The sequence below is a fragment of the Clavibacter lycopersici genome, from assembly GCF_003576405.1.
GTDB classification, from domain to species: domain Bacteria; phylum Actinomycetota; class Actinomycetes; order Actinomycetales; family Microbacteriaceae; genus Clavibacter; species Clavibacter lycopersici.
The window spans coordinates 1-12,881 of record NZ_QWGT01000062.1 but is presented as its reverse complement, the minus strand read 5'-3'; the positions used below and the strand labels follow the sequence as shown (position 1 = coordinate 12,881).

Below are 12,881 nucleotides of genomic sequence, written 5' to 3'. Positions count from 1 at the left end.
CGGCGGGGCCGAACGCGGTGCGGGCGAGCGCTCCGCGCGCTCGTCGCGGCCGCGGTTCGCGCCCGCGGACGCCGCCTCGTACCGGTCCTTCGCGAGCTTGCGCTTGCCGGCGGGGTGGTACGGCCGGTCCTCGGCCTTCGGCGTGGGCTTCTTGCCCTCGAGGGCCTGCCTGCCCTGCCCTCCGGATCCCTTGAGCGGGCCCTTCTTGGTCTTCCGTACCGCGCCTGAGCGGCTGGGCTTATTCGCCATCGATGCTCCAATGCGACCCGCCAGGCGAGTCCTCTATCGTGATGCCGGCCTCGGCCAGCTCCTGTCTGATGCGGTCGGCGAGGGCGAAGTCCCTGGCCTCCCGCGCGGTCTGTCGCTCGGCGATGCGGTGCTCGACCAGCGCCTGCAGCGCACGGCGCGCGGGCTGGTCGGACGCGGTGCGCCACTCGTCGGCCAGCGGGTCGATCCCGAGCACGGCCACCATCGCGGAGACGTCGGCGCGCAGCGACGCGGCCTCCTGGAGGTCGCCGGCGTCCAGCGCGGCGTTGCCCGCGCGGACGGCGTCGTGCAGCACGGCGAGCGCCTGCGGGACGCTCAGGTCGTCGTCCATCGCCTCGGCGAACTCGTCCGGCACGGCGGCGGGCGAGCCGTCCGCGGCGGCCGGTGCCGCCTGGAAGCGCGTGCCGGCGAGGCGCCGGGCGCTTCGGTCGAGGAAGGTCTCGATGCGGTCGAGGGCGGCCTCGGCCTCGGCGAGCGCGCCGTCGTGGAACTCGAGCGTCGAGCGGTAGTGCGCGGATCCGAGGAAGTAGCGGACCACGACCGGACGCGCAGAGGCGAGCAGGTCCGCGGCGAAGAGCGAGTTGCCGAGCGACTTGCTCATCTTCTGGCCGGCGACGGCGACGAGGCCGTTGTGCAGCCAGTAGCGGGCGAACGGATCCCCCGCAGCACGCGACTGCGCGAGCTCGTTCTCGTGGTGCGGGAAGCGGAGGTCGAGGCCCCCGCCGTGGATGTCGAACTCGGCGCCGAGGTAGCGCGTGGACATGGCCGAGCACTCGATGTGCCAGCCGGGGCGACCGGCGCCCCACGGGGACGGCCACGACGCGCTCGCGGGCTCGCCGGGCTTCGCGCCCTTCCAGAGGGCGAAGTCGCGCACGTCGCGCTTGGCGCGCGGATCCGCGTCCGCGGCGGCCTCCATGTCGGCGGCGCGCTGGCGCGTGAGCTCGCCGTACTCGGGCCAGGATGCGGTGTCGAAGTAGACGTCGCCGGATCCGTCGTCGGCCGCGTAGGCGTGGCCGCGCTCGACGAGCCGGCCGATGATCGCCTGCATCTCGCCGATGCTCGCCGTGGCGCGGGGCTCGTAGCTGGGCGGGAGGATCCCGAGGGCCGCGTACGCGCGCGAGAACTCGAGCTCGACGCGGTAGGCGAGCGCCCACCACTCCTCGGTGCCGCCGGCCTCCTGGCCGCGTCGGGCGTTGTCGATGACCTTGTCGTCGATGTCGGTGACGTTGCGGACGAGCGTGACGTCGAGCCCGCGGTACGCGAGCCAGCGGCGCAGCTGGTCGTACGCGAGCGCGGAGCGGAGGTGGCCGATGTGGGGCGCGGACTGCACGGTGGGGCCGCAGACGTAGATGCCGACCCTGCCGTCGACGAGGGGCACGAAGTCCCGCAGGGACTGCGTCCGGGAGTCATGGAGGCGCAGGGTCACAGACAGATCCTAGTCAGCGCGCATCCGCACCCCCGCCGGGTGACGGGGCGGGAGGGCGGTCGACGGCCAGGGCGGCGGCGCGGTCAGAGGCGCTCGACGAGGGCCGTCGCGACGGCCGCGACGCCGTCGCCGCGCCCGGTGAAGCCGAGCCCGTCGGTCGTGGTGCCGGCGAGCGAGACGGGCGCACCCACGGCGGCCGAGAGGATCCGCTCGGCCTCCGCCCGACGTGGCGAGAGCTTGGGGCGGACGGCCATGACCTGGACGGCGACGTTGACGATCCGGTAGCCGGCGCCGCGGACGAGCTCCGCGGTGCGCCGCAGGAAGACCTCGCCGTGGGCGCCGTCGAGCTCGGGGTCGTCGGTGCCGAAGATCCCGCCGATGTCCCCGAGGCCCGCGGCCGACAGGAGCGCGTCGCACATCGCGTGGCTGACCGCGTCGCCGTCGCTGTGACCGGCGAGGCCCGGCTCACCCGGCCAGTGCAGGCCCGCGAGCCAGAGCGGCTGGCTCTGGTCGACCGCGTGCACGTCGGTGCCGATGCCCGAGCGGAGGCGGGAGGCGGCGGATCCCGCGCCCGCGTCCCGGGCGACGAGCTCCTCCGCGCGACGGAGGTCCCATTCGGTGGTGACCTTGAAGGCGAGCGCGTCGCCGGGGATCACGCGGACGCGGCCGCCCGACGCCTGGAACAGGGCCGCGTCGTCCGTGTGCTCGGCTGCCGCACGCGCGTAGGCGGCGTCGAGGGCAGCGCGCGGGAAGCCCTGCGGGGTCTGCACACCGACGAGGTCGCTGCGGTCGACGGTGCCCAGGCACTCCCCCGCCGGATCCACGCGCTTCACGGTGTCGGTGACGGGCAGGCCGGGGACGACGCCGGCGCCCTCGGTGCGGACCGCGTGCGTCACGGCGGCGAAGAGGGCGGTGGGCGTCAGCGCGCGCGCGGCGTCGTGCACGAGGACGGCGTCGACGGATGCGGCGAGCGCGGCGAGGCCCGCCCGCACGGATCCCTGCCGGGTCGCTCCCCCGACGACCACCGCGACGGATCCGCGTGCCGCCCCCGCGACGGCGTCGACGATCGCGGTCGTCTCCGCCAGGTGCGTGTCCGGCGCGACGACGACGACGTGCGCCTCCTCCGCGAGCCCGAGGACGGAGGACAGGGAGCGGGCCAGCAGCGTGACGCCGCCGACCTCGACGAGCGCCTTCGGGATCCCCGCGCCCAGCCGCGTGCCGCTGCCCGCGGCGACGACGACGACGCCCAGCCGGGGCCCGTCCGGCGCGCCGTCAGCGGGTGCGGCGGCGGACGGGACGACGGGGTCGTGGCTCATGCGGTCAGGCTACCGGCGGCACCGCGCGCCGACGGCCGGGCGGATCAGGAGGCGAGGACCTCGTCGAGCAGCGTGGACGCGTGCTCCTCGTCGGTCTTCTCGGCGAGGGCCAGCTCGCCCACGAGGATGCCGCGCGCCTTCTGCAGCATGCTCTTCTCGCCGGCGGACAGGCCGCGGTCCTGGTTGCGGCGCCACAGGTCGCGGACGACCTCGGCCACCTTCAGCACGTCGCCCGACGCGAGCTTCTCGAGGTTCGCCTTGTAGCGCCTCGACCAGTTGGTGGGTTCCTCCGTGAACTCGGTCCGCAGGACCGCGAAGACGCTCTCCACGCCCTCGCGCCCGATGACGTCGCGGACGCCTACCATGTCGACGTTCTCCGCCGGCACCTCGATCTGCAGCCCGCCCTGGTTGACGTCGAGCTTGAGGTACAGCTTCTCCTCGCCCCGGATGACGCGCTTCTTCACCTCGATGATGGTCGCCGCCCCGTGATGCGGGTACACGACGGTCTCGCCGACCTCGAAGAGCATGGGTTCCCCGTTCTGTGCAATCGCCTTCCAGGCTACCAGCCGGGTCGCGCACGCCCCGGGCGGCCGCGCGCCCCGGCGATCCCGTAGGCTGAGGGGGTCAGCTGATCCAGCGCGGACGCCCCCGGACGCCCCGGCGCCGGCCCCGCGCGACAACCGGAGGGTCCCGTGAGAGCGCGTACCGCATCGTCCATCGTCCTCGCGGCCCTGATCGCGGTCGGCACGTCGTCGTGCACGTTCATCACGCCCCAGGCCACGCAGATCTCCTACTTCCCGTCCGACGGCTTCGACGCCACGGTCGGCGACGTCGAGGTGCGCAACGCCATCCTCCTCACCGAGGGCGGATCCGTGGCCGGCGCCAGCCTCGTCGTCACGCTCGTGAACGACTCGGGTTCCAGCCAGCGCGTGTCGTTCCAGCACGAGACGACCGAGGGCGGCACGGACCGCGAGACGCGCACCGTCACGGCGGCGCCCGGCCTCACGAAGTTCGGCGCCGAGGACTCCCAGCGCATCACGTTCGACTCGGTCGACCCGACGCCGGGCTCGCTCACCAAGATCTACATCCAGTACGGCGACGCCGAGGGCGTCGAGATGGACGTCCCGGTCCTCAACGGCGACCAGGAGACGTACACGAACCTGGTCCCCGGCGAGACCGGATCCACGCCGGACACCACCGTCACCACGACCCCCGGCACGACCGAGGGCGACGAGGGCCTCGAGGACAGCACGAACTGACGCGGTCCCGCGCCCGCGCATGATGGAGGCCCCGCCCCTCAGGGGGACGGGGCCTCCGTCGTGCCGGCGGGCGGCGGTGGCGGCCTACGCCTCGAACCGGTAGCCCAGCCCGCGGACGGTGACGAGGAGCACGGGGTCGGACGGCTCGCGCTCGATCTTGGAGCGGATCCGCTTGATGTGCACGTCGAGCGTCTTGGTGTCGCCGAAGTAGTCGGACCCCCACACCCGGTCGATGAGCTGGCCGCGCGTGAGCACGCGCCCGGCGTTGCGCAGCAGCAGCTCGAGCAGCTCGAACTCCTTGAGCGGCATCGCGATCTCGCGGCCGTCGACCTCGACCGTGTGCCGCTCCACGTCCATGCGCACGGACCCGACCTCGAGCACGTTGAGCGGCTCGTCGTCGACCTCGACACGGCGGCGGAGCACCGCGCGGATCCGCGCGAGCAGCTCGCGCGTCGAGTACGGCTTGGTCACGTAGTCGTCGGCCCCGAGCTCGAGCCCCACCACGATGTCCACCTCGGAGTCCTTGGCGGTGAGCATGATGATCGGCACGGCCGAGCGGGTGCGGATCTCGCGGCACACCTCGGTGCCGGGGAGGCCCGGGAGCATGAGGTCGAGCAGGATCAGGTCGGCGCCGTCCTTGTCGAACGCGGCCACCGCGGCGGGGCCGTCCTCGACGACGTCGACCTCGTAGCCCTCGCGCTGGAGCAGGAAGGCGAGCGGCTCGCTGAGCGACGCCTCGTCCTCGACGAGCATGATGCGTGTCACGTGGGTTCTCCGATGTCCGTACCGGCGAGCGCCGGCGTCTGCGATGCCTCGGGGAGGCGGATGGTGAAGGTGGAGCCGCGGCCGGGCCGGGACCAGACCCGCACGTCGCCGCCATGATTCTGCACGACGTGCTTGACGATGCTGAGCCCGAGCCCCGTGCCGCCGGTGTCGCGCGCGCGGGCCTGGTCGACGCGGAAGAAGCGCTCGAAGATCCGCCCCTGCTCGTCCTCGGGGATGCCGATGCCCTGGTCCGTGACGACGATCTCGACGGCGCCGTCCTCGAGCAGCACGCCGATGCCGACGCGGGAGCCGTCCGGCGAGTAGTTGACGGCGTTGCTCAGCAGGTTGGCGACCGCGACCACGAGGAGGGCCTCGTCGCCGTAGACGGTGGAGCGCGACCGCTTGCCGCGGGCGAGCTCGATGCCGCGGAGCTCGGCGCCGAGGCGCACCTGGTCGAGCGCGACGCTGATCACGTGGTCGACGTCGACGCGCTCCGCCTTCTCGAGCGCGTTGGACGCCTCGAGCCGCGACAGCTCGATGATCTCCTGCGTGATGCGCGCGAGCCGCGCCGACTCCGTGGTCAGCCGCGCGGCGAAGCGCCGCACCTGCACGGCGTCGTCGGCGCACGAGTCGAGCGCCTCCGCGAGGAGCCCGACCGCGCCGATGGGCGTCTTCAGCTCGTGGCTGATGTTCGCCACGAAGTCGCGCCGCACCTGGTCGAGCCGGTGCGACTCGGTGCGGTCCTGCGCGAGGAGGAGCACGTAGCGGGTGCCGAGGCGGGCGACGCGCACGTGCATCTGGAACTCGGCCGCGCCGAACGGGCCGCGCGCGAGCGACACCTCCTCGGCCAGCGACTCCCCGGACCGGCGCACGCGGTCGACCATGGCCACGAGCTCGGGGTGCACCAGCGCCTGGTGGAACACGAGGCCGGAGGAGATGGCCCCGGGCGACGCCTTCATGACGTTGTTGGACGGATCCAGCACGATGCCCGCCGACTCCAGGGCCTCGAGCACCTGGTCGACGCCGTCGGGCACGACCGGGTTCGTGATCTCGACGGCGCGGTCGCCGCGGTCCGCCGCGTGGTGCAGCAGCCACACGAATCCCGCGCCGACCGCCAGTCCGATGAGGAGGCAGACGAGCACCAACGCACCGGTGTCCATGCGCCCACACTAGGAGACGGCGTCGGGCCGTCCCGGCCGGGCGGCCCCCTCATCCGGGCCGCGAGGCCGCGAATTCAGCTCAGCGGCACCGTGCGTTAACCTCGCATGACCACAGTCGGAGGACGTGGGCCCGTCACCCGGGGTCCGCCCTGCCCGAGAACCACCCCGCCCCTCCCAGCGGGGCGGCCTGAAAGGACGTCCCCCATGCGCGAAGTGTTCCAGCAGGAGCTCCACGAGGTCCAGGAGCGTCTCATCGAGATCTCCGCGCTCGTCGCGATCTCCATCGAGAACGCGACCCGCGCGTTCAACGAGTCGAACGTCAGCCTCGCCGAGACCGTCATCGAGCAGGACCGCCGCATCGACGAGCTCGCCACGAGCCTCGACGAGCTCGCGATCAACATCCTCGCCCGGCAGCAGCCGGTCGCCCGCGACCTGCGCATCGTCGTGAGCGCGCTCCGCATCAGCGCGTCGCTCGAGCGCATGGGCGACCTCGCCGAGCACATCGCGCAGCTCTCCCGCTACCGCTTCCCGGACAAGGTGGTGCCGAAGTCGCTGCGCCCCACGTTCCTCGAGCTCGGCCAGCTCGACGTCGCGATCGCCCGCAAGCTCACGGACCTCCTCACGACCGAGGACCCGAAGCTCGCCGAGGAGATCCGCAACGACGACGACCGCATCGACGAGCTGCACCTCAGCGTCTTCGACAAGGTGCTCGGCGAGACCTGGAAGGGCGCGGCCGTCGACACGGTCGACTCCACGCTCGCCAGCCGGTACCACGAGCGATTCGCCGACCACGCGGTGTCCATCGCGAAGACCGTGCAGTACCTCGCGACCGGCGACTGGGTGCAGGCCGACGCCTGATCCCCGCCCGACGGCGCACCGCCGCCGGCCCGCCGCGACGCGGTGACATGACGAGAGCCCGACCGGATCATCCGGTCGGGCTCTCGTCGTGATGCGGGGTGCGCTACTTCTTGGAGCCCTGCGCGGCCACGGCGGCGGCGCCCGCGGCGGCGGCCTCCGGGTCGAGGTACTCGCCGCCGGGGACGATCGGGCGGTAGTCCTCGTCGAGGCGGTAGACGAGCGGGATGCCGGTGGGGATGTTGAGCTCGGCGATGTCCGCGTCGGAGATGCCGTCGAGGTGCTTCACGAGCGCGCGCAGCGAGTTGCCGTGGGCGGTGACGAGCGTCGTGCGGCCCGCGGCGAGGTCGGGCTGGATGTCGGACTCCCAGTAGGGCAGCATCCGCTCGATGACGTCCTTGAGGCACTCGGTGCGGGGCAGCGCGTCGCCGAGGTCGGCGTAGCGCGGGTCGCGCGACTGCGAGTACTCGTCGTCATCCGCGATGGGGGGCGGCGGCACGTCGAAGGAACGGCGCCAGGTGGCGAACTGCTCGGGGCCGTACTCGGCGAGGGTCTGCGCCTTGTCCTTGCCCTGGAGCGCGCCGTAGTGGCGCTCGTTGAGGCGCCAGGTGCGCTGGACCGGGATCCACGAGCGGCCGGCGCGCTTGAGCGCGATGTTGGCGGTGTCGATGGCGCGGATGAGGACGGAGGTGTGCAGCACGTCGGGGAGGATGCCGGACTCGGCGAGGAGCTCGCCGGCGCGCTGGCCCTCCTGGACGCCCTGCTCGCTCAGCTCGACGTCCACCCATCCGGTGAACAGGTTCTTCTGGTTCCAGTCGCTGTTGCCGTGACGCAGCAGGACGAGGGTGCGGGAGTCAGCCATGCCGCCAGCCTACCGAGCGATGGGAGACTGGACCCATGCCGGGTGCCGCCTCCCCCGTCGGCTCCGTGACGCGCGGGACGACCAACACGAACCGCCTCCGGCGCGTCGACAGGTGGATCGCGACCCTCGACTCCCTGCGCACCGCGCGGGACCCGCTCGTGGTCGACCTCGGCTACGGCGCGAGCGGGATCACGGCGCTCGAGATGCACCGGCGGCTGCGGGCCACGCGGCCGGACGTGCGCGTGGTGGGCATCGAGATCGAGCCGGGTCGCGTGGCGCGCGCCCGGGAGCAGCTCGCGGCGTGGCCCGACGAGCAGGCCAGGGAGCGCGTGACGTTCGTGCGCGGGGGCTTCGAGGTGCCGCTGCCCGGCGGCGAGCACGCCACGGTGATCCGCGCGTTCAACGTGCTGCGGCAGTACGACGAGGCCGAGGTGCCCGCCGCGTGGGCGCGCATGGCGTCGCGGCTCGCGCCCGGCGGATCCGTGGTGGAGGGCACGTGCGACGAGATCGGCCGCGTCGCGAGCTGGGTGGACGTGCGCGAGGACGGGCCGCGCAGCCTCACGATCTCGCTGCGGCTCGCGGGGCTGGAGCTGCCGTCGATCGTGGCCGAGCGGCTGCCGAAGGCGCTCATCCACCGCAACGTGCCCGGCGAGCGCGTGCACGAGGTGCTCGCGCTGCTCGACCGGAGCTGGATCCTCAGCGCCCCGCTCGGCGTGTACGGCCCGCGGCAGCGGTGGCTCGGGGCCGTCGAGCGGATGCGCGACGCGGGCATCCCCGTGCAGGCCGGCCCGTCCCGCTGGCGGCTCGGCGAGCTCACGGTGCCGTGGTCGGCGGTCGCACCCGCCTAGACCGCGGGGAGCGCCCGCCGCGCCGTGTCCGCGTCGACGCCCGCCGCCACCTGCAGGTCGACGAGCAGCGGCCGCAGCAGCATCACGAGCATGACCTCGCCCACGGGGGCGCCGGGGATGAGCTCGCGCGGATCCAGCCGCACGGCCACGAGCACGAGGTTCTGCTGGGCGAGCGGCGCGGCCGACGGGTCCGAGAGGCTCTGCCCGAGGAGGTTCACTCCGTTCGAGACGGTGGCGAGCAGCTCCGCGAGCACCGGTCGCCGGACCCCGTCGACCACGAGGAAGTCGATGCGCCGGGAGATCACGCGCAGGTTCCGCACCGCGAGGTCCATGCCGTCGAGCACGCGCCGCTGGGCGCGCAGCTCCGGGAGGTGGCGGCGGAGGAACGGGGAGATGCGCGCGATCGAGAGCGCCGAGTCGGCCGCGGCGCTCCACGCGTCGACGAGCGGCTGCGTGCGCCGGAGCCGGTCGAGCGCCCGGTCGGCCGCGGTCGCGTCGCCGAGCCGCAGCGCGGAGACGAGCGAGGTGAGCGCGTAGGAGCACTCGGAGAAGACGCGGCGCGCCTCGCGCAGGGCCTGCCGCCGCGGATCCCGCGGGATGAGCGCCGTCGCGAGCAGTGCCACGGCGCCGCCGACGAGCCCGTCGACGCTGCGCACGAAGACGCCCCCTGGCGGCGCGGGCAGCAGGGCGACGAGGACGGCCTGCACTCCCGCCGCCACCGCGAACGCGGCGTTCGACGACAGCAGCCGCGCCACCAGCAGCGTCGCCAGGATGATGACGAACAGCTGCCACGCGCCCCGGCCGATGCCGAGCAGCAGCACCTCGCTGAGCGTGATCCCGACCGTCATGCCGATCGCCGTCTCGAGCACGCGCACCGGCCTGGCGTCGCGGACGAAGCCCAGGCTCGTGATCGTGACGGTCGTCGCGAGCAGCGGGGTGTCGTGGCCGAGCACGTGGTGCGCGAAGGCCCAGCCGCCGGTGGCCGCGACGGCGATCTGCAGGGCGGCGGGCGCGGATCCCCAGAGGCGCAGGAGCGCGGCGCGCGGGTCCGCCCGGTGCCTCAGGGTGCGGGCGGCACGGGCCGACCGCTCCCGCGCGCGCTCAGCGGCGGACCGCACCGAGCCGGGGCAGGCGGGGGACGTCGGCGGAGCGGCCGGCGTCGGTGGGCACGATGACGTCCTGCGCGGCCTGCACGCGCACGTCGTCGACGACCACCTCGAGCTGGAGCGCGGGATCCACGTTGCGGCGGACGATCGCGAGCGCGACCGGGCCGAGCTCGTGGTGCAGCGCGCTCGACGTGACGGAGCCGACGACCTCGCCCGCGGTGCCGTCGGCAGCGGCGGGGAGCCGCACATCGGATCCGGGGCCCGGCAGCACCGCGTCGGATCCGTCGAGCTGGAGCAGCACGAGGCGGCGCGGGGGCCGGCCGAGGTTGTGCACCTTGGCGACCGTCTCCTGGCCGCGGTAGCAGCCCTTGCTGAGGTGCACGGCGCTGCGGAGCCAGTCGAGCTCGTGCGGGATGGTGCGGTCGTCGACCTCGGTGGCGAAGCGCGGGCGCCACGCGGCGATCCGCAGGGCCTCGGCCGCGAGCACGCCCGCGACGGGCAGGTCGCCGGACGCGGCCCGCGCAGCGAGCGCCGGCAGCTCGGACCGCGGCACGAGGCGCTCGCTCCAGCTCCAGGCCTCACCCGGGTGCGGCGCGGCGGCCGCGTACTGGTGGCCGCCGGGGACGACGTGCGTCCACGGATCCCGCCACACGAGCGGGACGCCCGCGGGGGCGGCGACGGGCAGGTCGGGCTCCCCCATCGTGCCGACGACGGCCATCTCGGCCGTGCGGTCGGCGGGCTCGACCCGGAGCATGAAGCGCATGCGCTGCAGGTACGCGAGCAGGGACCCCGCGTCGCCGGCGCCCAGCAGGAGCCACGTGCTGACGCCGTCGTCGAGCACGCCGACCGCGTGCTCGAGGCGGCCGTTCTGGTCGAGGAAGAGGGTCTCGGCGGAGTCGCCGGGCGCGAGGCCGCGGAGCGACTGGCTGGTGATGGAGTCGAGCCAGGTCAGCCGGTCCTCCCCCGTGACGGAGAGGACGGCGCGGTGGGAGAGATCCACGATCGCGGTGCCCGCGGCGAGCGCGCGCTGCTCCGCGACGAGGGACCCGAGGTGCGCGGGCACGCCCTCGTCGGGCGCGACGGCCGCGACCGCGCCCGGCAGGTCGAGGAACGGGGAGCGGGGGACGACGGGATCCGGGTCAGTCGACATGCGACACCCGCCCGGAGGCGTGCGTGCGCAGCGGCTGACCGAGCGCCGCGATGTCCCACGCCCAGAGGAGGTCGCGCTCGACGAGCCCGTACAGGCGCGTCGCACCGGTGTACGGCTTGGCGCCCTCGGTGCGCAGCACGGCGTCGGTGGCGAGGTCGATGCGCGCGCTCTTCACCTGGCCGACGTAGAGCTCGCTGACGCCGCCCGGGTGGACCAGCGCGACCTCGACGTCGAAGCCGCCGTCCGCGTTGCGGAGCGTCTCGACCTCCTCGGCCGTCGTGAACGGACGATCGCCGGTGGGCGGCAGCATCGCCGGCCCCGGGTCGCCGTCGGTGACGCGGCGACGCAGCCTCCAGTACCCGGTCTCGGTCACGAAGGGCACGGGGCCGTCGTCGCCCTCGACCCACGCGTAGGAGGAGTAGTTGAGATGCGGCAGCCCGTCGTGGCTGAAGCTGATGCGCTGGCCGAACTCACGGCGGACGACCTCGTCGCCCACGGCGTACTCGACGACGCCGGTGCCCTCCCAGACGCCGAGGAGCCAGGACAGCGGGACGAGCTCGGCGGGGAGGCCGGTCGGGATCTCGATCATGCGGCGCGCGGTCAGCGCTGGCCGCGGAAGAGGTTGTAGACCACGACGAGCGACACCCAGCCGATGGAGAGGCTCGCCAGGACCAGCAGTCCGGTGAAGAAGAGTTCCAGAGCAAGCAGCGACGACATGGGCTCAATCTACCCCACGGGCGGCCGGATCCGACCGGCCGGTCTAGGCGGCGACGGGCACGAGGAGCACGACGGCGGTGGCCGCCGCGAGCACGAGGACGGCCCCGACCACGCTGCCGATCGCCCGGTCGACGAAGCCGGTCTTGCGGGGCAGCGCCAGCTGGATCACGAACGTCGCGACGACGCACGTGGCGAGCACGAGCGGGAACCAGCGCGGGGCCGCGGCGGGGCCGACCGACACCGCCACCACGACCGCGCCCACGGCGGCGGCCAGCCAGACGGGGACGAGGCTGCGCAGAGGGGAGGTCACCCTGCAATCCTGCCCCACGTATCATGGGGGGAATTCATCCATGGAGGATCCCTGTGGCCCAGCTGTTGATCCTGACCTCGTCCGCGGACACCGACGTGCTCCCGGCACTCGGGCTCCTCAGCCACCGCACCCGGCACATCCAGGCGGACGCCGCGAGCCTCGTGAACGCCCCCGCGGCCGATCTCGTGCTCGTCGACGCGCGCCGTGACCTGGCGAGCGCCAAGTCGCTGTGCAAGATCCTCACCACCACGGGCGGCGGCACGCCGCTCATCCTCGTGCTCACGGAGGGCGGCCTCACCGCGGTCAGCGCCGACTGGGGCGCCACCGACGTGATCCTCGACTCCGCAGGCCCCGCCGAGGTCGACGCGCGCGTGCGCCTCGTCATCGGCCGCGCCGCGCTCGAGCACACGGGCAGCAAGATCCAGGCGTCGGGCGTGGTCATCGACGAGGCCAGCTACTCCGCCAAGGTCCACGGCAAGCCGCTCGACCTCACGTTCAAGGAGTTCGAGCTGCTCCGCTTCTTCGCGAGCCACCCGTCGCGGGTGTTCACGCGCGAGCAGCTCCTCAGCGAGGTGTGGGGCTACGACTACTTCGGCGGCACGCGCACGGTGGACGTGCACGTCCGGCGCCTGCGCGCCAAGCTCGGCGACCTCGAGTCGCTCATCGGCACGGTGCGCAACGTCGGCTACCGCTTCAACGTGTACGAGGAGGACAGTGAGCGCGTTCCCGCCCCCGCAGGAGCCTGAGTCCCCGGCGCCCGGCGCCCCCGAGCCCGACGCCACGCGCGTCGCGCAGGTGGAACCGGCACCCGACGCCGTCCGCGCGGCCCTCGCGCTCGCC

General features: G+C 73.7%; 14 protein-coding genes and 1 pseudogene. 4 read left to right on the top strand and 11 right to left on the bottom strand.

The features are described 5' to 3' along the window. From DZG00_RS06305 to DZG00_RS06290, 4 genes and pseudogenes are all read right to left on the bottom strand, one after another. Window positions 1-249: pseudogene (locus DZG00_RS06305) on the bottom strand (23S rRNA (guanosine(2251)-2'-O)-methyltransferase RlmB); the annotation flags it as partial. Beyond that, window positions 239-1,693, bottom strand: coding sequence for a cysteine--tRNA ligase (gene cysS, locus DZG00_RS06300; RefSeq protein WP_119455469.1), 1,455 nt, complete (start codon window positions 1,691-1,693; stop codon window positions 239-241). The pseudogene DZG00_RS06305 and the gene cysS, both read right to left, overlap by 11 nt. Window positions 1,694-1,776: 83 nt before the next feature. Further along, window positions 1,777-3,009 carry a 2-C-methyl-D-erythritol 4-phosphate cytidylyltransferase gene (gene ispD, locus DZG00_RS06295; RefSeq protein ID WP_119382071.1) on the bottom strand — a complete coding sequence of 411 codons (1,233 nt, stop codon included), beginning with the start codon at window positions 3,007-3,009 and terminating at the stop codon, window positions 1,777-1,779. A gap of 44 nt (window positions 3,010-3,053) precedes the next feature. Then, on the bottom strand, window positions 3,054-3,536 hold the full coding sequence (locus DZG00_RS06290) for a CarD family transcriptional regulator (RefSeq protein ID WP_119382070.1): 483 nt from the start codon (window positions 3,534-3,536) through the stop codon (window positions 3,054-3,056). Between the two features lie 165 nt (window positions 3,537-3,701). Here DZG00_RS06290 and DZG00_RS06285 point away from each other — a divergent pair, with 165 nt between their 5' ends. After that, window positions 3,702-4,268, top strand: a complete 567-nt coding sequence (locus tag DZG00_RS06285; protein WP_119382069.1) for a hypothetical protein — start codon at window positions 3,702-3,704, stop codon at window positions 4,266-4,268. Window positions 4,269-4,352: 84 nt separating this feature from the next. Here DZG00_RS06285 and DZG00_RS06280 read toward each other — a convergent pair whose 3' ends face one another. Next, window positions 4,353-5,033: a response regulator gene (locus DZG00_RS06280; RefSeq protein ID WP_086514252.1), complete on the bottom strand. Its 681-nt coding sequence runs from the start codon at window positions 5,031-5,033 to the stop codon at window positions 4,353-4,355. Beyond that, a complete protein-coding gene (locus tag DZG00_RS06275) occupies window positions 5,030-6,193 on the bottom strand; it encodes a sensor histidine kinase (protein WP_119382068.1) in 1,164 nt (387 codons plus the stop codon). Before DZG00_RS06275 ends, DZG00_RS06280 begins: the two co-directional genes overlap by 4 nt. A gap of 204 nt (window positions 6,194-6,397) precedes the next feature. Here DZG00_RS06275 and phoU point away from each other — a divergent pair, with 204 nt between their 5' ends. Then, a complete protein-coding gene (phoU, locus tag DZG00_RS06270; protein WP_012039182.1) occupies window positions 6,398-7,051 on the top strand; it encodes a phosphate signaling complex protein PhoU in 654 nt (217 codons plus the stop codon). Between the two features lie 103 nt (window positions 7,052-7,154). Here phoU and DZG00_RS06265 read toward each other — a convergent pair whose 3' ends face one another. Then, a complete protein-coding gene (locus tag DZG00_RS06265; protein ID WP_119382067.1) occupies window positions 7,155-7,910 on the bottom strand; it encodes a phosphoglyceromutase in 756 nt (251 codons plus the stop codon). A gap of 35 nt (window positions 7,911-7,945) precedes the next feature. On the opposite strand from DZG00_RS06265, the gene DZG00_RS06260 reads away from it, so the two are divergent. Next, on the top strand, window positions 7,946-8,758 hold the full coding sequence (locus DZG00_RS06260; protein WP_119382066.1) for a class I SAM-dependent methyltransferase: 813 nt from the start codon (window positions 7,946-7,948) through the stop codon (window positions 8,756-8,758). Here DZG00_RS06260 and DZG00_RS06255 read toward each other — a convergent pair. The 4 genes from DZG00_RS06255 to DZG00_RS06240 form a co-directional block, all read right to left on the bottom strand. Next, entirely contained in the window at window positions 8,755-9,876 is a 1,122-nt protein-coding gene (locus tag DZG00_RS06255; protein WP_119455468.1) for an FUSC family protein, read from the bottom strand. The two genes, DZG00_RS06260 and DZG00_RS06255, sit on opposite strands and share 4 nt — an antisense overlap. Further along, window positions 9,860-11,014: a CAF17-like 4Fe-4S cluster assembly/insertion protein YgfZ gene (ygfZ, locus tag DZG00_RS06250; protein ID WP_119455467.1), complete on the bottom strand. Its 1,155-nt coding sequence runs from the start codon at window positions 11,012-11,014 to the stop codon at window positions 9,860-9,862. The genes DZG00_RS06255 and ygfZ overlap by 17 nt, the downstream gene beginning before the upstream one ends. After that, window positions 11,004-11,603, bottom strand: a complete 600-nt coding sequence (locus DZG00_RS06245) for a heme-binding beta-barrel domain-containing protein (RefSeq protein ID WP_119383087.1) — start codon at window positions 11,601-11,603, stop codon at window positions 11,004-11,006. Before DZG00_RS06245 ends, ygfZ begins: the two co-directional genes overlap by 11 nt. 171 nt (window positions 11,604-11,774) lie before the next feature. After that, window positions 11,775-12,041, bottom strand: coding sequence for a hypothetical protein (locus DZG00_RS06240; protein ID WP_119383086.1), 267 nt, complete (start codon window positions 12,039-12,041; stop codon window positions 11,775-11,777). Window positions 12,042-12,094: 53 nt separating this feature from the next. On the opposite strand from DZG00_RS06240, the gene DZG00_RS06235 reads away from it, so the two are divergent. Further along, entirely contained in the window at window positions 12,095-12,787 is a 693-nt protein-coding gene (locus tag DZG00_RS06235; protein WP_012299972.1) for a response regulator transcription factor, read from the top strand. Window positions 12,788-12,881: the final 94 nt, after the last annotated feature.